Source organism: Lujinxingia vulgaris (assembly GCF_007997005.1).
Classification (GTDB): domain Bacteria; phylum Myxococcota_A; class Bradymonadia; order Bradymonadales; family Bradymonadaceae; genus Lujinxingia.
Genome location: NZ_VOSL01000025.1, coordinates 84,091 through 105,637 on the forward strand (window position 1 = coordinate 84,091; position 21,547 = coordinate 105,637).

Annotated in this window: 18 protein-coding genes; 7 read left to right on the top strand and 11 right to left on the bottom strand. The window is 64.9% G+C overall.

Going from position 1 to position 21,547, the window contains the following annotated elements:
* Positions 1 to 53: 53 nt before the first annotated feature.
* The 4 genes from FRC96_RS06000 to FRC96_RS06015 form a co-directional block, all read right to left on the bottom strand.
* The gene (locus FRC96_RS06000) at positions 54 to 764 is read right to left on the bottom strand and encodes a DsbA family oxidoreductase (RefSeq protein WP_146973599.1); all 711 of its coding nucleotides are present in this window, start codon (positions 762 to 764) and stop codon (positions 54 to 56) included.
* Positions 765 to 788: 24 nt separating this feature from the next.
* Entirely contained in the window at positions 789 to 1,922 is a 1,134-nt protein-coding gene (rsgA, locus tag FRC96_RS06005) for a ribosome small subunit-dependent GTPase A (RefSeq protein WP_146973600.1), read from the bottom strand.
* A gap of 286 nt (positions 1,923 to 2,208) precedes the next feature.
* A complete protein-coding gene (locus FRC96_RS06010) occupies positions 2,209 to 3,126 on the bottom strand; it encodes a LysR family transcriptional regulator (protein ID WP_146973601.1) in 918 nt (305 codons plus the stop codon).
* A gap of 182 nt (positions 3,127 to 3,308) precedes the next feature.
* A complete protein-coding gene (locus tag FRC96_RS06015; protein WP_146973602.1) occupies positions 3,309 to 5,066 on the bottom strand; it encodes a thiamine pyrophosphate-binding protein in 1,758 nt (585 codons plus the stop codon).
* Between the two features lie 247 nt (positions 5,067 to 5,313).
* Here FRC96_RS06015 and FRC96_RS06020 point away from each other — a divergent pair, with 247 nt between their 5' ends.
* Complete coding sequence (locus FRC96_RS06020; protein ID WP_146973603.1) at positions 5,314 to 6,489, top strand: acyl-CoA dehydrogenase family protein; 1,176 nt, start codon at positions 5,314 to 5,316, stop codon at positions 6,487 to 6,489.
* Positions 6,490 to 6,559: 70 nt separating this feature from the next.
* On the opposite strand, the gene dusA is transcribed toward FRC96_RS06020, so the two are convergent.
* Positions 6,560 to 7,561, bottom strand: coding sequence for a tRNA dihydrouridine(20/20a) synthase DusA (dusA, locus tag FRC96_RS06025; protein ID WP_146973604.1), 1,002 nt, complete (start codon positions 7,559 to 7,561; stop codon positions 6,560 to 6,562).
* Positions 7,562 to 7,766: 205 nt separating this feature from the next.
* On the opposite strand from dusA, the gene FRC96_RS06030 reads away from it, so the two are divergent.
* On the top strand, positions 7,767 to 8,408 hold the full coding sequence (locus FRC96_RS06030; protein ID WP_146973605.1) for a peroxiredoxin: 642 nt from the start codon (positions 7,767 to 7,769) through the stop codon (positions 8,406 to 8,408).
* A gap of 18 nt (positions 8,409 to 8,426) precedes the next feature.
* On the opposite strand, the gene FRC96_RS06035 is transcribed toward FRC96_RS06030, so the two are convergent.
* Together FRC96_RS06035 and FRC96_RS06040 are read right to left on the bottom strand one after the other, a co-directional pair.
* Entirely contained in the window at positions 8,427 to 10,322 is a 1,896-nt protein-coding gene (locus FRC96_RS06035; RefSeq protein WP_146973606.1) for a PAS domain S-box protein, read from the bottom strand.
* A 126-nt stretch (positions 10,323 to 10,448) separates the two neighbouring features.
* Complete coding sequence (locus tag FRC96_RS06040; RefSeq protein ID WP_230469929.1) at positions 10,449 to 11,408, bottom strand: COX15/CtaA family protein; 960 nt, start codon at positions 11,406 to 11,408, stop codon at positions 10,449 to 10,451.
* A 242-nt stretch (positions 11,409 to 11,650) separates the two neighbouring features.
* On the opposite strand from FRC96_RS06040, the gene asnS reads away from it, so the two are divergent.
* The 3 genes from asnS (at position 11,651) to FRC96_RS06055 (ending at position 16,456) form a co-directional block, all read left to right on the top strand.
* On the top strand, positions 11,651 to 13,045 hold the full coding sequence (gene asnS / locus FRC96_RS06045; RefSeq protein ID WP_146973608.1) for an asparagine--tRNA ligase: 1,395 nt from the start codon (positions 11,651 to 11,653) through the stop codon (positions 13,043 to 13,045).
* Between the two features lie 140 nt (positions 13,046 to 13,185).
* A complete protein-coding gene (locus FRC96_RS06050) occupies positions 13,186 to 15,486 on the top strand; it encodes a hypothetical protein (RefSeq protein WP_146973609.1) in 2,301 nt (766 codons plus the stop codon).
* Positions 15,487 to 15,499: 13 nt separating this feature from the next.
* A complete protein-coding gene (locus FRC96_RS06055) occupies positions 15,500 to 16,456 on the top strand; it encodes an RluA family pseudouridine synthase (RefSeq protein ID WP_146973610.1) in 957 nt (318 codons plus the stop codon).
* Between the two features lie 38 nt (positions 16,457 to 16,494).
* Here FRC96_RS06055 and FRC96_RS06060 read toward each other — a convergent pair whose 3' ends face one another.
* The 4 genes from FRC96_RS06060 to FRC96_RS06075 form a co-directional block, all read right to left on the bottom strand.
* Positions 16,495 to 17,451: a ketopantoate reductase family protein gene (locus FRC96_RS06060; protein WP_230469930.1), complete on the bottom strand. Its 957-nt coding sequence runs from the start codon at positions 17,449 to 17,451 to the stop codon at positions 16,495 to 16,497.
* Positions 17,452 to 17,473: 22 nt separating this feature from the next.
* On the bottom strand, positions 17,474 to 18,220 hold the full coding sequence (locus FRC96_RS06065; protein WP_230469931.1) for a pseudouridine synthase family protein: 747 nt from the start codon (positions 18,218 to 18,220) through the stop codon (positions 17,474 to 17,476).
* Between the two features lie 2 nt (positions 18,221 to 18,222).
* Complete coding sequence (locus tag FRC96_RS06070) at positions 18,223 to 18,984, bottom strand: YebC/PmpR family DNA-binding transcriptional regulator (RefSeq protein WP_146973613.1); 762 nt, start codon at positions 18,982 to 18,984, stop codon at positions 18,223 to 18,225.
* 73 nt (positions 18,985 to 19,057) lie between these two features.
* Entirely contained in the window at positions 19,058 to 19,714 is a 657-nt protein-coding gene (locus tag FRC96_RS06075) for a 2OG-Fe(II) oxygenase (protein WP_146973614.1), read from the bottom strand.
* A gap of 393 nt (positions 19,715 to 20,107) precedes the next feature.
* On the opposite strand from FRC96_RS06075, the gene FRC96_RS06080 reads away from it, so the two are divergent.
* Positions 20,108 to 20,902: a gamma-glutamyl-gamma-aminobutyrate hydrolase family protein gene (locus FRC96_RS06080; protein WP_146973615.1), complete on the top strand. Its 795-nt coding sequence runs from the start codon at positions 20,108 to 20,110 to the stop codon at positions 20,900 to 20,902.
* Between the two features lie 122 nt (positions 20,903 to 21,024).
* Positions 21,025 to 21,531 (top strand): tRNA (cytidine(34)-2'-O)-methyltransferase, encoded by a 507-nt coding sequence (locus tag FRC96_RS06085; protein ID WP_349632745.1) that lies wholly within the window; start codon positions 21,025 to 21,027, stop codon positions 21,529 to 21,531.
* The last annotated feature ends 16 nt before the right edge of the window (positions 21,532 to 21,547 follow it).

Consider the following 21,547-nt stretch of genomic DNA (forward strand, 5'->3'; position numbering starts at 1 on the left):
ATGCTCGCAATGTCCGCACCCGCCGGATGTTTTCGGCGGCCGCTTCCGACCACTCAGGGCTCGACAGCGCACCCATCATCGGTGCAGGCGGCGTCGTCGGAGGGAGCGGGGGCGTCGCCGGGAGAGGATTGCAGGGCTTCCTGCAACACCTGCAGGAAGGTGGCCGGTGGTTGAGCGCCGCTGATGCCGACGCGGCGATCAATGACAAAGAAGGGGACGCCCCGAATGCCCAGCTCGCTTGCGAGCGCCTCATCGTCGCGGACCGCCCGGGAGGTGGCCTCATCATGCAGTGCGGCTTCGGCGTCACCGCGCTCCAGGCCAACCTCGTCGGCCAGGGGGAGCAGGACCTCGGAGTCTCCGATGGCTTTGCCTTCGGTGAAGTAGGCTTTCAGGAAGCGCTCTTTCATCGCGTCGCCCAGGCCTTTCTCTTGCGCGAGGTGAATGAGGCGGTGGGCGTTGAAGGTGTTGCCGCTTTTTGCAGCGTCGAGGTCAAACGCCAGGCCCTCGTCGCGGGCGGCGTCGCTGACCTGGGTTTGAATCTCGCGGGCGCGCGCCACGCTCATGCCGTACTTTTTAGCGAGGTGCTCGACCATCGGTTCGGTGCGCTGCTGCGGCGCGCCCGGGTCGAGCTCAAAGCTGCGCCAGGCGATGTTCACCTCGACCTCGGGGTGGGCGTTGCGGAAGTCGGAAAGCGCGCTCTCGAAGCGGCGCTTTCCGATGTAGCACCAGGGGCAGACGACGTCGGACCAGATCTCGATCAGCATAGGGTTCTCGGGAGTGTGGGGAGCTTAGCGATCCCAGTGTTTTCGGCGCGAGCCTTTGCGGGTGCGGAGTTTGTTTTGTTTGCCGCGCTCGCGCCGGGCGTTGAGGCGCTCGGTGCTCTCGGCGGCCAGCGCTTCGGTCTCAGCGAGCTCTTCGAGCGCGCGCAGGTAGCGGGCGTAGCGATCTTCGTCGATGGTCTCATCGTCGAGGGCCGCGAGCAGGCCGCAGCCCGGCTCGTCGACGTGGGTGCAGTCGCGGAAGTGGCAGGATTCGGTGGCGGCGTGAATCTCGGGAAAGAGCTTTGCGACGCCGTCGCGGGCGTCCCACAGGCCGAACTCACGCATGCCGGGCGTGTCGATGATGAGCGCGCCGCCGGGCGCGCGCCAGAGCTCGCGACGGGTGGTGGTGTGGCGGCCGCGGTCGTCGGTGTGGCGCACATCACCGGTGGCAAGGCGGTCGGTCTGCAGAATGCGGTTGGCCAGGGTGGATTTGCCCACGCCGGAGGAGCCCACAAGCGCCACCGAGGATCCCGGGCGCAGGTAGGGCTCAAGCGTGTCGATGCCGCCCGGTTCCAGCGCACAGGTAAAGAGGACAGGCACGTCGATGCCGAGCTCTTTGAGCAGCGCGTCGATCTCAGCGCGGTCGTGCTCGCGGTCAATCTTGTTGATGACGATCACGGGCGCAATGTCGGCGGCGAGGCTCCCGATGAGGTAGCGCTCCAGACGGCCCAGGTTGAGATCGAAGCCGATGGCGGTGACGATGAAGAGGTAATCCAGGTTGCAGACCACGACCTGGGCGCGGCCCTGGCGGCCCGAGGCGCGACGCAGGAGCGCGCTCCTTCTTGGCAAGACCTCGGTGATGCCTGGCGTGCCCTCGCGCACTACCAGCGCGACCCAGTCGCCGACGGCAGGCTGGGCGGTGGAGTCGAGCTCGGTGCCTTCGAGCCTGGCAAGCGTGGGGGCGTCGATGGCGGCGGCGTTCTCCACCACAAAAAAGCCACCGCGCTCCACCGAGGCCACCCGCGCCGGGCGGGTGTCGGGGCTGGCCAGGCGTAAAAAGTCGGCCTCCAGCGTGTCGTTCCAGCCGAGCTCCAGAAGTCCCTCGCGCTGCTCCGGGGTAACTCGCAGCGCCGCGTTGGCTGTGGGGTCGTGTTCGGTCATAGGTGCCAGGGGTGATGCGTGGTCATGGCGAGAGCGCTGCTCAGAGCGCGCCTCTCGCGTGGGTATTACGCCGTGAGCTATCGTTGACGCCGCGTCTGCTGCGTTGGGAGCATCTCGGGCCGCGTTGCAAAGCCTCGACGATGCCTAAAGCATCGCCTGCGTTTCGCGCCTTGCCCGAGAAGCTCTCAACCTCGCAGCCATCGACGTCAACTTCTGCTCACGGCGTCGTAACGGCCGGCGCCGACAAACTATGCCCGACCTTCGAGAAGTCGTGAGCGGAAGCGGCTCAACGTGAGGTCGCGTCGTCGCGGTCTTCGGAAAAGAGCAGCTGAACGTGCTCCTCCTGACTTAAAAAATCGATCAGGGCCCGGATGCGCTGCGCCAGATGCCGGCTCGCCGGCCAGAAGAGCGAAAAACGACCGGTGGCGCTGCCGATCTCGGGCAAAACGCGGGTGAGCAGCCCGGCGCGCACGTGATCGCGCGCGAAGAAGGTGGGGACCTCTCCGATGCCCGCGCCGGCGATCAGAAGTTGCACGACCAGCCCGAAGTCGTTGACGCGCATGATGGGCTGGGGTGTGTGCGGATCGAAGACGCTGTTTCGCTCCCGCAGCATCGTCTGGTGTGCCACGACGCGGTGCGACTTCAGATCGTCAACGCTTGCCGGCGTGCCGTGTGCGTCGAGGTAGGCGGGGCTCGCGTAGAGGCCGCGCTCCACCCGGGTGAGCGGGCGGATCATCAGGCCGGTGTCGTCGGGGAGGTTGGGGCCGTGGGCGCGGATGGCGGCGTCGAAACCCTCTTCCACCAGATCGACGACGCGGTTGGTCAGCTCGATGCGAAGTTCGATGTCGGGGAAGGTCGCCTCAAAGCGGGTCATCAGCTCGGCGAAGCTGGCCATCGCCCCGAAGTCGTGGGGGGCGGTCAGCCGGAGGATGCCGGTGGGCTTGAGGGCGGTGTCGGCCAGGGCGCGCTCCACCTGGGAGAGCTCCCGGATCGCCGGCGCGCTGCGAGCGTAGAGGTGGCGTCCGTCGGCGCTGAGTGTGTTGCCCTGGTTGGAGCGGTGCACAAGCGTCACGCCGAGGGCTTCTTCGAGGCGAGCGACGCGGCGGCTGACCGTGGAGCGGGGAACGCCGAGCTCGTCGGCCGCCGCGCTCATCGTCTCGGTCTCGGCGACGACGACAAAGGTCTGCAGATCGGTGAGGTTCATCGCGTGCTCCGTCCGGGGCAGTGAGAGAGAAGGGGGAAGGGGAGCCGGGGGCGGAAAGGGTGCAAAAGAGCAGGGGGCGCGTCAACGTCGGGGAGGTCGGGCGTAAGGCCGGGTGGGGGCCATGAAAAAACCGCCGGGCGGGGCGCGGCGGTTTTTTCATGCGTCCGATGATCCCGTCCGGCTCACATCGAGATCGAGCCCTTGCGGAAGTCGGTCTGCTCGATGTGCAGGTTGATGACCACCGGGCGGCCCTCCTTCGAGAGCTTCTTGGCCTTGTCGATGGCGCGGTTGATGTCGCTCTTGCGCTTCACCAGGATGCCCTCGGCGCCGTAGCCCTTGGCCACGGTGTGGTAGTCGTTGCGGGTGAGCACGGTGGCCACGTCGTCGCCCAGGATCTCGACCTGCTCGCGGGCGATCTGGGCCCAGGCGCCGTCGTTGCCAATCACCGCAATGGGCGCCAGGCCGTGGCGCACGCAGGTGTCGAACTCCGCCAGGCTGTACGCCGAAGAGCCGTCGCCCCAGATCAGCCAGACCTCGGCGTCTTTGCGGGCCAGGCCTGCGCCCAGAGCAAAGCCGCCGCCGACGCCCAGGGTGCCGAAGACGCCCGGGTCAAGCCAGGCCATCGGGCTGCGCGGGCGCAGCACGTAGGCGCCGGTGGCCACAAAGTCGCCGCCGTCGACCACCAGCACGCTGTTGTCGTCGAGCTTCGCGTCCAGGCGCTTAAAGAAGTCGATCGGGTTGACCAGCCCACCGGCATCCTGTTCGCCCATCGCATCGATCTCGGCGTCGCGCGCGTCTTCGCGCTGCTGGAGGTCGCCGAACCAGGCCGGGCGCGAGGCGGCCGGACCCATACGGTAGGAGAGCTCGCGCAAAAAGTCGCCCGGGTGGATGTTGAGGCCGATCTCCGGGCGGCGGTTCTTACGCAGATCTTCCTGGGAGAGGTTCGCCGAGACCACGCGGGTCTTCGACCCGAAGGTGCGGCCGTAGCCCATGCGGAAGTCGAAGGGGAAGCCGGCGATGATCGCAAGATCGGCCGCGCGCAACGCTTTGGAGCGTTTGTGGCGGAACTGAAGATCGCTCTCCGCCCCCAGCAGTCCGCGAGCGCCGCCTCCGAGGAAGGTCGGGATGCCCAGCTTCTCGACCGCCGTGGCCAGGCTCGCCGCCTCGCCAGGGGAGTAGTTGACCAGGGCCTGCGAGCCGATCACCAGCACCGGACGCTCTGCGCGCGCGAGCTCGTCGGCGACCTGGTCGATCTGCTTTTCGGGATCGGTGAAGTCGGGCAGCGGCAGGGAGGTGTCGGCAAACTTGAGCGGGTTATAGGGCGCGCTGAACTGACGCAGAAGATGAGCACGAAGGTAGAGCTCAAGCGCTTTGGCGCTGACGCCGCTCATCTTGTCGAGGCCACTCTCCTTGATGAACCACTCCTCGACGATGGTCTGCGGGTAGAGCAGGTCGACGGGGATCTCCAGAAAGACCGGGCCAGGGGTGCCGCTGGTGGCAACTTCCAGGGCGTAATCGATCGCCGGGGCAAGCTCGCTGACCATGGAGAGTGAGGCGGCCCATTTGGTGATCGGGCGCATCAGGCTGATCTGGTCGATGTCCTGCAGCGCGCCGCGACCTTTAAGTACGGTGGCCGGAGCGCCGCCGATGATCAGCACCGGGGACTGCGCCATCTGCGCGTTCTTGACCGCGGTGACCGTGTTGGTGACCCCCGGGCCGGCGGTGACCGCGGCCACGCCGGGCACACCGGTCATGCGTGCCATGGCGTCGGCGGCAAACACCGCCGAGACCTCGTCGCGGACATCGACCACCTCAATGCCCTCGGACTTCGCGCCGGTGAAGATCGGCGAGATATGGCCTCCGCAGAGGGTAAAGAGGTGAGAGACCCCTCGACGTGAGAGGCGCTGAGCGATCACTTCACCACCGTGCGCGTGCGACATAACACTCCTCAAGGTAACAGACTCAAAGCAGGTTCCAGCCAATGAGGGAGGTTTTGAGCAGGTTTTGCGCCGCTTGTCCAGCCTGCCACCACCGAGGGAGGCCACGCGAGCGCGGAAATCACCAAGAATTTGCCGGGCGAGCTTGTTCCCCGCGCGGATCGGTTTATGGTGACTGGCGAGTCTGTAAACGTGCAACGCACAGGTGCGCCCCGCCGGTGGGCGCGCCGATTGAGGAGAGAGTGAGTCTATGAGCGATCTTTTTAACCCGACCGAAGAACACAAAGTGCTGCGCGAGATGGTGCGCTCGTTTGCCGAGCGCGAGGTCGCGCCCCAGGCCGAGCATCATGACCGGGAAGAGCGCTTTAATATCGAGCTCTTCAAAAAGCTCGGGGAGCTGGGCCTGCTGGGGGTGACCGCGCCGGAGCAGTTCGGGGGATCGGGGATGGACGCCACAGCCGCGGTCATCGCGCATGAGGAGTTGGCCGCAGCCGACCCGGGGTTCTGTCTGGCGTATCTGGCGCACTCGATGCTCTTTGTGAACAACCTGGCGGTGAACGGCAACGACGACCAGCGCTCACGCTACCTTCCGGGCGCCTGCAGCGGGGAGCTCATCGGGGGCATGTGCATGAGCGAGCCCAACGCCGGCACCGATGTGCTGGGCATGGGCTCGGTGGCGCGCCGTGACGGTGAGGATTACATCCTCAACGGCCAGAAGATGTGGATCACCAACGGCGCGGTCTCCGAGGGAGAGCTGGGCGATGTCTTTCTGGTGTACGCTCGTGAAGAGGGCGGCGAGCGCGCCGTCTCGCTCTTCCTGGTGGAGAAGGGCATGAAGGGCTTCTCGCTGGGCCAGAAGATCACCGGGAAGCTGGGGATGCGCGCCTCCACCACCGCCGAGCTCGTCTTTGAAGATGTGCGCGTGCCGGCGGCCAACCTCGTGGGTAAGCCCGGCAGCGCGGTGCGCTCGATGATGCGCAACCTCGCCATTGAGCGCGTCACCCTGGCGGCGATGAGCGTGGGCATCGCCCGCCGCTCCGTCGAGATCATGAACCGCTACGGCGCGGAGCGCGTGGCGTTTGGTGAGCCCATCAACCGGTTTGGGCAGATCCAACGCCACATCGCCGAGAGCTATGCCGAGTACATGGCCGGGCGCAGCTACCTCTATAAGACGGCCGCAGACTTAAGCCTGGACGCCTTCGGCAGCCGCGCGGACTCCGACGGCGTAAAACTCTACTGCTCGACGATGGGTAAGAATGTGGCCGATCGCGCCATTCAGGTGCTCGGCGGCTACGGGTATGTCGCTGAGTACGACGTGGAGCGCCTGTGGCGCGACGCGAAGTTGCTGGAGATCGGCGGGGGCACCAATGAGGCCCACCAGAAGAACATCACCCGCGACCTCTCGAAGATCGAGCGCTTACTCTGATGAGATCGAGCGGGTAGCGACGACGTTGCTGACGTCGTTCTAGCGCAGAAGGCGCGCGGAGCCGCCGTCCTTAAAGGGCGGCGGCTTTTTCTATTGCGGGAGCGTCTTCCGGCACCAGCGTCAGGGCGTGCTCCAGGGTGTGGATGCCCGCGCCCTCGCGCCAGGCGTTCTCGGAGAGGTGGCGGCGGTAGCGGCGCGCGCCGGGCTGGCCGGCAAAGAGCTGCAGCATATGCCCGCTGATGTGCGAGAGCTTTCCACCCTCGCTCAGATGTTGCTCAATGTAGGGGAACATCGCCCGGGCCACCTCGTGGCGGGTTGGCGGTGCGGTCTGCTCCCCGTAAAAACGCCGGTCGACCTCCGAGAACTGGTACGGATTGTCGTAGGCCGCTCTCCCGATCATCACCGCGTCGACGTGCTCGAGGTGCTCTGCGGCCTGGTCCATGGTGAGGATGCCGCCGTTGATCTCAATGATCAGCTCGGGGCGCTCTTCTTTGAGGCGCCAGACCTCGGGGTAGCGCAGGGGCGGGATGTTGCGGTTTTCTTTGGGGCTCAATCCCTGCAGCCAGGCCTTGCGGGCGTGCACCGAGAAGCGGGTGCATCCGGCGGCGGCCACCGTATCGACAAAGCGCAGCATATGCGCGTAGTCGTCGAGCTCGTCGACGCCGATGCGGTGCTTGACGGTGACCTCGATATCCACCGCCTCGCGCATCGCCTCGACCGCGCGGGCGACCGTCTCGGGGGTCTTCATCAGGCAGGCGCCGAAGTTCCCGTTTTGCACCCGATCGCTGGGGCAACCCACGTTGAGGTTGACCTCGTCGTAGCCCCATTCCTGCGCGATTTTTGCACATTGAGCGAGTTCGACCGGATCATCGCCGCCGAGCTGCAGGCTGATGGGATGCTCAAGCTCATCAAAACGCAGATGTTGCTCGCGCTCACCGTGCAAGATGGCGCCGGTGGTGACCATCTCGGTGTAGAGCAGCGTGCGGCGTGAGATCAGGCGCATGAAGAAGCGGAAGTGCCGGTCCGTGCGCTTCATCATCGGGGCGATGCTGATGGGGTGTTTAAAACTCATAGGGTGCTCTCTCGAAGTTCGACGGGCGCATTGTAGGCAAGGGAGCGCAGATGAAAAGCGCGCTCCCCCGGCGTTCGTCAGAATAAGCATGCACGCCCTTGACCGCGGGCGTTCGGTGCTCAATCTTGGATTTCCTATCAGGCTGGTAGGATATTTTTTGAGGACCCGACGTTATCCCCAGACCCTTCAGTAAGACGAGGACATCATGACGCTTCAACTCGGCGACACCGCACCCAATTTCCAGGCCACCACCACCGCCGGCGACATCGACTTCTATGAGTGGGCCGGTGACTCCTGGGTGATCTTCTTCAGCCACCCGGCCGATTACACCCCGGTATGCACCACGGAGCTGGGTACGGTGGCGCGCTACAAGGACGACTTTGAGAAGCGCGGGGTCAAGACCATCGCCATCTCGGTCGATGGGATCGACGACCACCACGGCTGGATCAAAGATATCGAAGAGACGCAGGACACCAGCGTGGAGTTCCCGATTGTGGCCGATGAGGATAAGTCGGTGGCCAACGCCTACGGCATGATTCACCCCAAAGCGGACACCACCGCCACGGTGCGCTCGGTCTTCATTATTGATCCCGACAAGAAGATTCGCCTGACGTTGACCTACCCGGCGGCCACCGGGCGTAACTTCAAGGAGCTCCTGCGCGTGATCGATGCCCTGCAGCTCACCGACAACCACAAGGTCGCCACTCCCGCCAACTGGGAGCAGGGCGACGATGTGATCATCGTGCCCTCACTCAAAGATGAGGAGGAGATCGCCCGGCGCTTCCCCAAAGGCTACAAAGAGATCAAGCCCTACCTGCGCGTAACCCCGCAGCCCGATAAGGCTTGAGGTCAGCCTGCTTTCTTTCTAATGAAGATCCTGGCCCTCCGGGGACGCTGAGCGGGTGTGTGCGTTGTCGTAATCACCCTCCCATGCGGGCAAAAAGACTGAGAAAAGCGTGCCTCTCCCCGGAGTGCTCTCGACCTCGATGAAGCCGCCGTGCGAGCGCACGATGGAGATGGAGGTCGAGAGCCCGATACCCGTGCCTTGCTGCAGGTCTTTGGTCGTGTAGAAGGGCTCAAAGACGCGGTTGAGAACCTCGGGACTCATGCCCTGACCGTCGTCCCGGACCTCGATGCGTAAAAAGTTGCCCGGGCTGGCATCGGGGTCCGCCTCGGCTTGCTCCGGGGTCACGGTACATTCGACAATGGCGATCGCGATGGAGCCATCGCCTTCGATGGCGTCGCGGGCGTTGACGCAGAGGTTGAGCACCAGCTGATGAATCTGGGTGGGGACGCCCATGACCTGCCAGCGTGGCGCGTTGTCGGTGACCTGGGTTGTGATGCGGTGGGCGTGGCCGCGGGTCACGATGCGCAGCGCTTCGCAGGCCACCTGACGAAGATCGAGGAGCTCGCGGGTTGCGCCGTTGCCGCGCGCGAAGTCGAGGATGTGGTGGACCATGGAGCTTGCGCTGCGCACGCTGTCGGCCACTTCGTCCAGTACCTCGCGGACAGGCGCGTTTGCTGGAGGTATGAGCTCGTCGCGCAGGTATTCGATCCCGAAGTGAATCGGCGCAAGAAGGTTGTTGAGATCGTGGGCGATGCCGGCGGCGAGGCTCCCCATACTCTCCATGCGCTGGATGCGCAGAAACTGAGTTTGCAGGTGATGGCGCTCGGTGATGTCGCTTCCGACGATGAGGATGGCGTGAGGCGCGTCGTGCCCGTCACGCAATAGCGTCCAGCGCTCCTCCAAGATGACTTCGTTGCCGTGGCGATCGTAGCGGTGCACTACCCCGCTCCAGCTTCCTCGCCGTTTGACGTGCTCAAGAGAGGGCGTCTCGGCATGGAGTGCGTGTTCTCGCAGGGCACGGTCGATGATGTCTTCGCGCGCTTGTCCGAAGATGCGCTCGGCGCCCGGGTTCCAGAAGCGAACGATGCCCTCGAAGTCGCGGACCCAGATCGCGTCGTGGGTTTGCTCGATGAGCCGGGCCTGCTGGCGGATGGTGGCGTTGGCCTGGCGGTCGGCGGTGACGTCGTTGATACCACCGATGAGGCGGGTGGGGCGGTCGCCGTCGAAGGCGATGGCAAATCCCCGGTCGACGACCTGCGCCCAGGTGCCGTCCGCGCGGCGAAATCGATACTCTTCGACCCAGACGGACTTGCCCGACTCCACCGCGCGATGAAGCGAGGCCACAACGCGGTCGTGATCATCGGGATGAACATGCGCGGCCCAGGCGTCCAGCGTAGGATCGAAGGTCTGCTCATCGTAGCCCAGCACGTCTTGCAGGCCGGCATGCCAGTAGAGGGCGTCGCTCTCGCAGTCCCACTCCCAGATGGCGTCGTGAGTACCCCGGGCCATCGTGCGAAAGCGTTGCTCTGGAGCGACAACCGGCGCCGAGGTGTGAGCTGAGTCCGCGAGTAGTGTTACGACGACAAATGCTTCGTCGCCAAAGAGGTGGGCATGGAAGCGCCAGCGACTCCCCTGAGTCAGCTCCAGGGGCGAATCGAACGCGATGGCGGGCATGTGGCGATTAAGCGCTGCGAGGGCATCTTCGATGCGCGCGCGCTCCGTAGGAATCGCGAGGCTGGCAAGCGTAAGAGGTTCTCCCGACGAGGTCTGCTGGGATGCGTATCCGTGATCGGCCGCAGTGTTGCGATACACGATGTGGCCTGAGCGTGTGCAGACGAAGGTCGGGTGTGGCGAGTGCCCGAAACTCTGATGCAGGGTCTGGACCTGAGACGCGGCGAGTTCTGGGGAAGGCATGATACGTCGGGGGGTGAGTCAGCCGGGAGTGCTGATACAAAGCGTAACATTGCGAAGTGAAGAGAGCAATTTTAGCGCATTCACCGACGAAATCTACCATGAACGTGGGTGATGTTGGAGGCGCGATCAGCGCGAGATCGCACTCGTGTCATCGGGCTGCATCAGGGTGCTGGCCAGAAAGAGCGTCGCAATCCACAGCACCTGCGCAACCAGGAGGTGCAACAGCTGCACCCAGCCGGGGGCGGAGAGGAGGATGTTGAAGACGCCGACCATCGTCTGCCCGATCACAAGCGCGATGACCACGTTGGCCCAGGTGACCGATGAGGGGGAGGGCTCGCGTAGCTTCACGATCCAGCCCACGACGAGCAGGTAAGCGGCGGTGCCCACGGCGATGACGGGGTGAAAGATGCGCAGGCGCACCAAAAAATGGTTTGCTGCCGAGAGGTCATCACGGACGCGGTCAAGCAACCCGCTTCCGACGGTGGGGTCGACCGGGAAGAGGGTGTCGCCCAGAGCGGTGACCGCGCCGGACATGCTCGTGGCGATCAGCCCCAGCATGCCCACGAGGAGAAGCCCCCGGAAGACGCCGCCCGAGCGCAGGCGGGGCAGCGTGCGCCCGGTGGAGAGCCAGGCCGTAAAGGCGGTCGCGCCGCTGAGAATCAGGGTGTTGACCAGGTGGATGGCGATGACCACCGCGCGGGCCACCGAGTCGTCATCGGCCACCAGCTCCGCCAGGACCAGCCCCGCGCCGATCGCGCCCTCAAAGAGGATGAAGATAAAGGTGACGACGCTGGCCCAGAAGGCCGGATGGCTCTTAAAGAGGCGCCAGGACCAACCCACTAAGATGATGCCCAGGATGCCCAGAAAGCCGCTGGTCAGCCGGTGGGTGTATTCGATCATCGTCTGGACGCTGGGAGAGGGCGGAATGATCTCCCCGTGGCAGGTGGGCCAGTGCGAGCCGCAGCCGGCTCCGGAGCCGGTGATGCGGACCCAGGCGCCGAAGAGAATTACAGCGAGCATGTAGACGAGGAAGATCCAGGCGTAGGCGGTAAAGGCGCGGCTGGTGCGGGGGGCTGGGCTGGACATCGTCACTTCCGGGGAGAGCCTTGAGGTGGGCAGGACCGTTCTTCGAGTGCCCATAACATTGTGGAGCGCGGCGGTCATCCATCGCCAGGTGGGGCGAATCGCCGCATGCCCCCGGCGCTCTCCTTGCTCGCCAGGTGAGCGAGGTGGTAACTAGCCCCGGATATCGCGCGCTGCGCCGCCGAAGGTGCCAGCCCGGCGATGTCTCGGGGCGAGGACTAACTTCGAAGATAAAGGTACGTGAGATGATTAAAGGATTGCTGGAAGGCCAGACTCCCACGGGCACCGAGGTGCTCATCAAGGGATGGGTTCGCACACGACGAGACTCCAAGGCGGGGTTTTCGTTCATCAATGTGCACGACGGCTCGTGTTTCGATGCGATTCAGGTCGTCGCTCCCAACGATCTGGATAATTATGACGATGAGATTCTCAAGCTGACCGCGGGCTGCTCCATTGAAGTGCGTGGCGAGCTGGTCGAGTCGAAGGGCAAGGGCCAGTCCGTCGAGGTGCAGGCCTCCAGCATCACCGTGGTGGGCTGGGTCGATGATCCGGACACCTACCCCATGGCACCGAAGCGCCACAGCATGGAGCATTTGCGGGCGAACGCGCACCTTCGTCCGCGCACCAACCTCATCGGGGCGATCACGCGGGTGCGTCATCGTCTCGCGATGGCCACCCACCGCTACTTCGATGAGCAGGGGTTCTACTGGGTTCATACCCCGATCATCACCGCCTCGGACGCGGAGGGTGCCGGGGAAATGTTCCGCGTCTCCACGCTCGATATGGCCAACCCGCCGCGGCTGGAGAATGGCGAGGTCGACTTCTCCCAGGACTTTTTCGGGCGAGAGGCGCACCTGACCGTTTCGGGCCAGCTCAACGTGGAGGCGTACTGCCTGGCGATGAGCAAGGTCTACACCTTCGGGCCGACCTTCCGGGCAGAAAACTCCAATACCTCGCGCCACCTGGCGGAGTTCTGGATGATCGAGCCTGAGATCGCGTTTGCCGATCTCAATGATGACGCAGACCTGGCCGAAGACTTCCTGAAGTATCTCTTGAAAGATCTTCTGGATGCGCTGCCGGCGGACATGGATTTCTTCAACAAGTTCGTGAAGAAAGGCGTCAAAGATCGCATGGAAGCGCTGGTGGACTCGAGCTTTGAGCGCATGGACTACACCGAGGCCATCGCGATTCTGGAGAAGGCCGCCGAGAAGGAGAAGTTCGAGTTTCCCGTGTCGTGGGGCGTCGACCTTCAGTCGGAGCATGAGCGCTACTTGAGCGAGAAGCACGTCGGTAAGCCTGTGGTCGTGATGAACTACCCGCGCGACATCAAGGCGTTTTATATGCGCCAGAACGACGATGGACGCACGGTGGCGGCGATGGACGTGCTGGCGCCGGGCATTGGCGAGATCATCGGCGGGAGCCAGCGTGAGGAACGCCTCGACGTGCTCGATGCGCGCATCGAGCAGATGGGGCTGCCGAAAGAAAACTACGGGTGGTACCGCGACCTGCGACGCTACGGGACGGTGCCGCACGCCGGCTTCGGGCTGGGCTTTGAGCGTTTGATCGCCTACGCCACCGGGGTCGACAATATTCGCGAGGTGATCCCCTTCCCGCGGGCGCCGCGCAGCGCGGATTTCTGAAGCGCTACTTCAGGTTTTGCAGGGCTTTTATGATGGCGAGCGCTCGCATGGCGGGGCTCGCCATCTTTGATCCGGCGCGGGCAGGGTGGTAGCCACAGAGGGGAGAGCGACAACGTGCGAGGCATCCGAGGAGTCGAGACGTGGGACGATGGCAGGCGTGGTGTGTGATGGGCGTGGTGTGGGCCGTGGGATGTTCCTCGTCGCCGGCGGATCCCGTCGATGCCGATGCGGACAGTCCGGGGCTTGAGGCGCGTTGTGAGGCGGCCGGGGGCGACTTCTACGAGCAGGTGCCGGCGACACTCTGCATCTTCGGGGAGCGGCAGGGTACGCCTGTGGGGCCGGGCTTTGCCTGCCCGGAGGGGTTTCCTAACCGTCTGGGAGATGAGGCGCTGCTCTTTTGCAACGCGAGCGATGTGTTTCCGACCGAGATGTTGGTCGAGCTCGACGCGAGGTACCCCGCGTGCACCGATTGCGTGGAGGATGCCGGTGATGCCGGGTCCGATGCGCCGCTGCAAGATGTGGGGGAGCCCGGTGAGCTTGAGAGCTGCGCACAACCCGGAGATCTCGTGTGGGTGGATGGGCAGGCCGAGGTCGAGGGGAGTTTTGTGGGCACGGCCGCTGGCGAGGCGTTGAGCTGTGATGCCAACGCGACGGTGGGTCATGTGTACGCCCTCACCACGGACGTGCCGGGAGATCTGGTCGTTGAGGTTGAGGCCGATGAGGGGACCTTTGTGCCCTCGCTCGCGCTGCGCACGGTGTGCGGGCAGCGAGCTTCGGTGTTGCCGGGCGCCTGTGTGGACCATCGCGCGCGGCCCGCGAAGAACGTCGCGGTGCTCCTGAGCGCGGAGCCGGCCACCTACTATGTCTGGGTCGCCACCCCGGCTGCAGAACGCGGGGCGTATCGACTTCGGGCGAGTTTTATGGCGCGGGAGGGGGCGCAAGCGCTGGAGACGTGCGAGGTGTTGCCGGAGGTTGCCCTGGGTGATGGTGAGCGTCTGGGGCTGGGCGTGAGCGCGCGGGGGCAGTTCGAGGTCGCGGGGCCCTTGTGTGAGCACAGTGCAACGTCGCGCGCCGAGGTGGGCGTTGATGTGGAGGTCGACGGGTTTTTGACCATCGACTTGCTGCGTGAAGCAGGACAGGGTTTTGCCGCTCGCCTCCGGGAGACATGCGGTAATGCGGCTGGCGAGGTCTGCGGTGACATCATTGTGGGGGAGCGCCGGCGCAACCTTTTGCGTCGGGAGGTCGAGGCCGGGAGCAAAACGCTCTCGCTGGGCAACCTGCCGGACTCGGCGATTCCCGGCTACGCGCTGGAGCTTCGCCACAGCTCGGAGCTCGCCGGCCAGAGGTGCGCGCGCCCGCAAGTGCTGGATGTGAGCGCGCGCGATGAGGAGGGCGTCTTTGAAGGCGTGATCGCCGCATCGCTTCTCGGTTATGAGGATAACGCCGCGGCGGAGTGCGGCGTGAACGGGCGCGATCGGGTCTGGGAGCTCGTATTGACGGAACCTTCGGATGTGCGGGTGGAGGCGCGCAGCTTGTCGGGAGCGGCGCTGAGCGTGACGCTGACGAGCAGCTGCGACGCGCCGGGGTATTGTTCGGTGGAGGGCGTGGCGCGATCGGGGCTGGCCGCGGGGACGTACTATGTGAGGGTGGACGGGGATCTCGACGACCCGGCCGAGTTTGAGCTGGATGTTCGCGTGCGGCCCGCGCTGGAGGGCGGAAGTTGTGAGGTGCCCGGGGATGCTGTGGTGTTGGGCATCGGTGACTCAGCGCCGGTGACCCTTCGCCAGGCGGATGGTCCCTCCGGGATGATTCGCTGTGAGGCGGAGGTGTCGCGTGACCGGGTGGTACCCCTCGAACTGGCGGAGGCGGGGGATCTGGCGATCGATGCTGCGGGTGAAGTGTTACTTGAGGAACTTGTGATCGAGCACGCACCGAGCTGTGAGACGGCGGGGAGTTGCGGGGGCGCCATCCAGGGCATCGCCGCGCTGGAGGCGGGGAATCAGGTGCTCCGGCTCGGGAGCCGATCAGGGGCCGATGAGGAGGATATTGAAGTAATGCTTGAGCTGTTGAGGCAGGGTGAGCGCTGTTTTGGCGCGCAGGTGGTGCCGCTAAATGACGACTACGAGGTCAGCCTGATCGGGTATCAACCCGACGCGGCGCCGGGGTGCGTGAGCGGGGAGCTCGATGCCGACCGGGCGTATGCGTTTGAGCTCAGCCAGACGAGTACTGTGATTGTGACCCTGACGCCTGCCGATGTGCAGCAGGCGGTAGCGCTGTGGTTGGAGCGGGGAGCCTGTGGCGAGGCGCAAGAGTTGGGGTGTGAGCACGGGGAGGCTGGTCAGCCGGCGACGCTCGTGTTAGGGGCGCTGCAGCCGGGCATCTACCGGGTCTGGGTCGGTGGCGACCCGGGCGACTCCACGCTTCATATCTCGACGAACTGAAGGACGACTGCCGATGGCGCACTACCTGTTTACGATCTCGGAGGACGATGCTGGCGAGCGTCTCGATAAGGCGCTGACGCGTCTTCTGGACGAGCAGCATCCCGGCGGGTTCTCGCGCAAAAAGACCAAGGCGCTGGTCGACGCGGGCCAGGTTAAACTCAACGGGCGGGCGCAACGCATCGCCTCGTTTACGCTCTCGGCGGGGGATCGGCTGGCAGTGGAGGTCGAGGCTCCAGAGCGTGGCGACACCTCCTCGGAGGGGCGTTTTGAGCTCGATGGCTCGACGGTGCTTCTGGAAGACGGCGATCTTCTGGCGATCGCCAAGCCGGCGGGGCTGCCCAGCCAGGGCACCCGCGATCGGAGCCGCGATCACGCGGTGGCGGTGGCCAAACGCTACCTGGAGGCGCAGGGCAAAAAGAAGCCTTACGTGGCGATTCATCACCGGCTTGATGTGGGCACCTCCGGGGTGCTGGCGTTGGTGACGGCGCGGCGATCCAATAAAGGGATGGCGCGCGCGTTTCGCGAGCATCTGGCGCAGAAGACGTATGTGGCTGTGGCGCGCGCGCTGCGCCCGGAGCTGGAGCGGGAGGTCGGAGAGCGCTGGGAGGTGAAGAATCATCTGGGGCGCGTGGGAGAGCGGCGCCAGGGGGAGGTCAAGGCCGGTGGGGATTGGGCGGAGACCTCGTTTGTGGTGCGCGAGCGCTGGGGCTCACTGCACCTGATTGAGGCGCGCCCGCTGACCGGACGGATGCACCAGATTCGCGCACACCTGGCCGAAGGCGGGCTGCCGATCGTGGGCGACAAGGACTACGGCGGGGTGCGTCGCGTGGGCTCGCAGCGCTTTACGCGGGTGATGCTGCATGCCGAGCGCCTGGAGCTGCCGCATCCGCACAACGGCGATCCGGTGGATGTGACCTGCCCGTGGCCGCACGATTTCATCGAGGCGCGCGAGGTCTTCGACGGCGAGTGAGGGGCGTTCGTCATGGAGGGTGAGCGCCCGGGGTGAAATTAAGCGTCGCCGAGCTTCGCCCGGAGCTCGGCGATGGCGCCGGTGGGGAGGTCAAGGGACTCACCTTTCTGAATGTAGTCGTCGAGAAACATCCGGGTCTGCGCGCCGACCTTGGTGAAGTGGACCTGCAGGTAAACTTCAAAATCGAAGGGAGGCACGCGCGGGGCGAGCCGGGTTAAGAGCCGCACCGTCGCAGGGTTGAGAAGTCGCATGGGTAGAGGGGCTCGGGCCTGGAGGGTGGCCTCGAGGATGGCGCGGATTTGCGACATCGTCGTGACCAGCTCAGACACCTTCTCCTCGTCCTCGCGCACGCGCTCCAGGCTCCAGCCCACGGTCTCCATATGAGCGACGATGGGCATGAGCACGCCGCTGCCAAAGGCGGCTTTCTCAGCCAGGCCGGTGACGCGTCTGGAGCTCATATGCCCGCGCTTGAGCGCGGCGACGATCGGCGTCACGCGATCGTTCGGGCCCTCAAAGAGGGCGGGGGTCAGCGGCGGAAACCAGTAGGCGGTTCCCGGCTGCGGGCAGGACTCCCCGGGGAACGGCGCCGGATAGCTCACCGAGGTGATCAGACCACGCGCGATCTGGTCTGGGGGCACGTGCTCCGCGAGCGTCTGCACATCGTCGAGGCCCGGGGTCAGTGTCAGGAGCGTGGCGTCGCCAAGCTGCCTGGCGAGCGAAGCGAGCCAGGGGCCTCTGAGGCCGGTGGAGGGGATAGCGAGGATGACCGCGTCGAAATGCCCCGGTGGAAGTTCTGCGGCGTCGGTCCAGACGCCATCCGGCGTGAAGATGGCGTGCTGCTTGAAGTCTCGTCGGCGCTCATAGAGGCGATAGCCCAGGCGGGCCTCCTCGGCGTAGCGCGGGCGCACCAGCACGTGCACCTCCTCGCCGGCCCGCGCCAGATGAAGTCCATAAAGTTGCCCGACGCTTCCGGCGCCAACGATCAGAATACGCATAGGAGTCTCCATCCATGATTCATCATCCGAGGATCATCGAGCGGTACGCCCGGGCCCATCCCTGCGCGTTGTCGGCCGGCAGCGCGATGTTGAGGCGGCCGGCGAGCATGACGAGATCGTCGGCCAGTGGCGCGATCAGCGGTTCGTCGGGCAGGGCGTCATGACCTGCGTGGTTGAACAGCCCCAGCGCGTGCAGCGCCTGACGAGGGTGCAGCGCGCAGGGGATGCTGTTGTAAAGCGTCTCTCCAAGCAAAGGATGCCCGGCGTGCTGCAGGTGCGCCCGGAGCTGGTGGGTGCGCCCGGTGAGAAGCTCGGCGGCGATGAGGCTGTAGTTGCCATCGGGGCTGGATGCCCATCGCCACACCCGGGTTTTGGCGTCTTTGCCTGAGCGGTGTACGTCGACCACCGAGCGTCCCTGCTGCGAGCGCTTTCGCAGCGGGGCGTCGATGAGGAGGCTGGCCTGGCTCGGGCACCCGTGCACCAGCGCGAGGTAGATCTTCTGAAGTTCGCGCGTGGCCAGCGCCTGCTGCGCGCGCAAAAGCGCGCTCTTTTTTGTGGCGAAGAGCAGCAGGCCGGAGGTGTCGCGGTCGAGCTGGTGCACCGCCCAGACCATGCGCCCGGCCCAGGCCATCGCCCGGGCCTGGGCGCACGCGGGGTCGGTCAGCGTGCGGCCGGTGCTGGGCAGACCGGCCGGTTTATCCCAGGCCACGAGGCCCCGGTGCTCGGCGACGATGCGACGAGCAAACTCATCGTGGGGAGGCTCGGGCAAACTCAGCCCTCGGCCTCAAGGGCCTCGGCGACATCATCGGAGAGCTCGAGGTTGTGGTAGACGTTCTCCACGTCATCATCCTCTTCGAGCAGGTCGATAAGCTTCATGTTGCGCCGCGCGGTGGCCAGGTCGGGGGAGAGGTCGGTCTCGGCGACTTTGGTGATCTCGTCGCTCAAAAAGTCCTCGTAGCCGGCGGCGTTGAGGGCGTCGCGCAGCGTCATAAAGTCGTCGGGGCCGCTGGTGATGGTGATCACGCCGTCTTCCACCTCGAAGTCTTCGGCGCCGTTCTCCAGGGCGACCTCCATGAGCGCGTCGTTGTTATCGACCTGCTCCTGCTCGATGCTGATGATGCCCTTATCGTGGAACATCCAGGCCACGCACCCATTTTCGCCAAGGTTTCCGCCCTGCTTGCTGAAGAAGTGGCGGATGTTGGCGACGGTGCGGTTTTTGTTATCGGTGGAGCCTTCGAGCAAGAACGCCACGCCGCCCGGGCCGTAGCCCTCGTAGGTGAAGTCGGTGTAGGTGACGCCTTCGAGCTGGCCGGTGGCCTTGAGGATGGCCCGATCGATGTTGTCGTTGGGCATGTTGGCCGCTTTGGCCTTCTGGACCCAGAGGCGCAGCTCGTTGTTGGTATCAAGGTCACCGCCGCCGCGGCGTGCCGCCGACGAGATCTTTTTGCTCAGGCGGCTAAACACCTTTCCGCGTTTCGCGTCCTGAGCGGCCTTCTTATGTTTGATGTTGGCCCATTTACTATGTCCAGCCATAGAAGCTCCTTGGGAGGTATAAAGATAGGGTCGGTGCCGAAGCGGCGGGACTATACCACCGGGGCCGTGGAGGCTAAAAGTGGCGAGTCGCGCGCACCCGGTACCAGCCGGTGATGCTCAAGCGCTCGGTGTGGGCCGGTAAGACCTCGTGGTAGAAGCGCGAGCTTAAGAAGGTGACAAGCGTGCCGCCGCGCGGCTCAAGGTCGATGTAGGGCTCCATCTCGGCGCCGTCAAGGTAGAGGCGAAGTTCGCCGCCGTCACCCGGCTGCCAGTTAGGGTTGAGGTAGAGGATGGTGGTCAGCTGTCGCTCGCGCGCGTTGGCGAAGACGTCGATGTGGCGTTTGTAGAAGGTGCCCGGCGGGTAGAGCGCCAGGTGTCCCTCCCAGTCAACAAGGCCCATCATGGTGGCGCGGTTGATGCGCTGGCGCAGCGCGTCGAGGGCGTCGAAGTAGACCTGCTGCGGGGCGCTGAGCTGGTCGTTGTCCAGCCAAAGGATGCGGTCGCTACGCACCTGGGGGCAGCGCTGGCGGTTTGCGCCGGAGCCGATGCGCGCGAACTGAAACTCACCGTCATCCCAGAGCCTCAGCGTCTCGGCAGCGAGCGCGTGCACCTGCGGAGGGCTCAAAAACCCGGGCACACAGGCATAGCCCTTCTCGATGAGCGCATCTTCAATGGTGTCCGGCAGGTCGGGCTGGATCGGCGGCAGGGCAAAAGGGGAGGGCTGGCGCATGGAGACGCTCGGTGTCAGGGGGCCGGGGCGGCCGGTCGTGGAGCGATAGAGACCTCGTGTGGCGTACGAAAAATTTGCATCTTTAAATCGCGGGAAAAAACGCTACGCACCCTGCATCAGGCGGTCAATAAAAAGCAGCGATCGCGGGGAGATATTGCAGAACCGGCGCGCTTTTCCGGGGCGTCGGGGCGGCGCGTCACAGGTACGTTTGGGGATGGCGCCGTGACGCCACCGCGTTGCTTCGGGTTGAGTCGGGCGGGGGAGTGCCGCAGACTGCGGCCCTGTTGTACGGAACGAGACGCGTTGGAGGCTGATCTGCGTCTTGCTCCCCCGTCTTCATGACCCTGTCAGGCGGTGACCGACTCGCCGCGCTGCGACGCCTCAGGAGAATCGATGTCCGATCTTATGTCCCGACCGCTGCGCATCGGCGTGAGCGCGAACTGGATGCACGCCGACCCGGATCGCGTCATCTACAACGGCCGGCCGCTGCTCTATGTGGAGCAGTCGATGAGCGACTGGTTTCTGGCCGCCGGAGCGCTGCCGTTGATGATGCCTGCGCCGAGCTCCGACTGTACGCCCGCGATTGGCGCGGCGCAGATGGTCGGTGAACTCGATGCGCTGGTGATCGCCGGAGGGGCCGATGTGTGGCCCGGAAGCTATGGCGAGCGTGCGCTTCGCCCGGAGTGGGAGGGGGACCGCAAGCGAGATGAGGCCGAGATCGCCCTTATCGAGGCCGCGCTTGAGCTGGAGGTGCCCGTGCTCGGCATCTGCCGCGGTCACCAGGTGCTCAACGTGGCGCTCGGAGGCACGCTCTTCCAGGACATCACCACCCAGGTGGAAGGTGCGCTCCAGCACCGAGATGCCGAGCGCTACGCCCGAAACAGCCACGATGTCACCCTTTTGGAGGATGGCTACCTGCACAGGATCTATGGTGTGACGCAGGCGCACATCAACAGCGTGCACCATCAGGCGATCAAAGACCTCGCCGCCGGGCTGCGCGTGACCGCGCGCTCGACGCAGGACAACGTCATTGAAGGGATACAGCTCGACGACGGCACGGATCGTTGGGCGGTCGGCGTGCAGTGGCACCCGGAGTTTCAGCGCCCTGAGCATCGCGAGCTGCTATCCACGGAACCGCTGATGACGGACTTTCTCAACGCCGCGCGTCAACGCGCTCTACGGCGGTAGCGGTTGGGCCGTGGTGCCCCTTGTGTTACCTTCCGCAACATCTCAGGCGTGCCTCACCGCAGGGTCACGCCAGGTTTTCAGGTTTGATGAGGTTATGTTTGGAAAATCCCTACAAATTCAACATCTTAGAGCCTCTTGAGGGGTTCGGGGGTCCGGGCGATCGTCGCCTCCATATCGTGCTGCATGAGCCCGAGATCCCGGGCAATACCGGCAATATCGGTCGGCTCTGCGCCGGCACCAACGTGTGGCTTCATCTGGTCAAGCCGCTGGGGTTCGACCTGGATGATCGCTACCTCAAGCGTGCCGGGCTGGACTACTGGCCCCACGTCAACATCAGCCTGCATGAGAACTTTGAGGCGGTGGAGGCCATCTTCCCACGGGAGCGCATGCACTTCTTCACCAAGAAGACCACCCGCGCCTACGATCAGGCCAACTGGCAGGGGGGCAGCGTGCTGATCTTCGGAAAAGAGACTCTGGGCTTGCCCGCGGAGATGCGCGAGCGCTACGAAGATCGCTGTTTCCGCATCCCGACCACCGACAAGGTGCGCAGTTTGAATCTTTCCAACGCGTGCGCGATTGTGTTGTATGACGCAATGCGTCAGCTGAACTGGGAGCCCCTTCAGGGCTAGAACCTGCCGGTCAAAC

Excerpts from the sequence above, each read along its gene's own strand:
- FRC96_RS06080 (WP_146973615.1), top strand. The coding sequence starts at position 20,108 with ATGTCCGATCTTATGTCCCGACCGCTGCGCATCGGCGTGAGCGCGAAC.
- FRC96_RS06020 (WP_146973603.1), top strand. The coding sequence starts at position 5,314 with ATGAGCGATCTTTTTAACCCGACCGAAGAACACAAAGTGCTGCGCGAG.
- FRC96_RS06000 (WP_146973599.1), bottom strand. The coding sequence starts at position 764 with ATGCTGATCGAGATCTGGTCCGACGTCGTCTGCCCCTGGTGCTACATC.
- FRC96_RS06040 (WP_230469929.1), bottom strand. The coding sequence starts at position 11,408 with ATGTCCAGCCCAGCCCCCCGCACCAGCCGCGCCTTTACCGCCTACGCC.
- dusA (WP_146973604.1), bottom strand. The coding sequence starts at position 7,561 with ATGAGTTTTAAACACCCCATCAGCATCGCCCCGATGATGAAGCGCACG.
- FRC96_RS06055 (WP_146973610.1), top strand. The coding sequence starts at position 15,500 with ATGGCGCACTACCTGTTTACGATCTCGGAGGACGATGCTGGCGAGCGT.
- FRC96_RS06075 (WP_146973614.1), bottom strand. The coding sequence starts at position 19,714 with ATGCGCCAGCCCTCCCCTTTTGCCCTGCCGCCGATCCAGCCCGACCTG.
- asnS (WP_146973608.1), top strand. The coding sequence starts at position 11,651 with ATGATTAAAGGATTGCTGGAAGGCCAGACTCCCACGGGCACCGAGGTG.
- FRC96_RS06015 (WP_146973602.1), bottom strand. The coding sequence starts at position 5,066 with ATGTCGCACGCGCACGGTGGTGAAGTGATCGCTCAGCGCCTCTCACGT.
- FRC96_RS06060 (WP_230469930.1), bottom strand. The coding sequence starts at position 17,451 with ATGCGTATTCTGATCGTTGGCGCCGGAAGCGTCGGGCAACTTTATGGA.
- FRC96_RS06010 (WP_146973601.1), bottom strand. The coding sequence starts at position 3,126 with ATGAACCTCACCGATCTGCAGACCTTTGTCGTCGTCGCCGAGACCGAG.
- rsgA (WP_146973600.1), bottom strand. The coding sequence starts at position 1,922 with ATGACCGAACACGACCCCACAGCCAACGCGGCGCTGCGAGTTACCCCG.
- FRC96_RS06070 (WP_146973613.1), bottom strand. The coding sequence starts at position 18,984 with ATGGCTGGACATAGTAAATGGGCCAACATCAAACATAAGAAGGCCGCT.
- FRC96_RS06030 (WP_146973605.1), top strand. The coding sequence starts at position 7,767 with ATGACGCTTCAACTCGGCGACACCGCACCCAATTTCCAGGCCACCACC.
- FRC96_RS06035 (WP_146973606.1), bottom strand. The coding sequence starts at position 10,322 with ATGCCTTCCCCAGAACTCGCCGCGTCTCAGGTCCAGACCCTGCATCAG.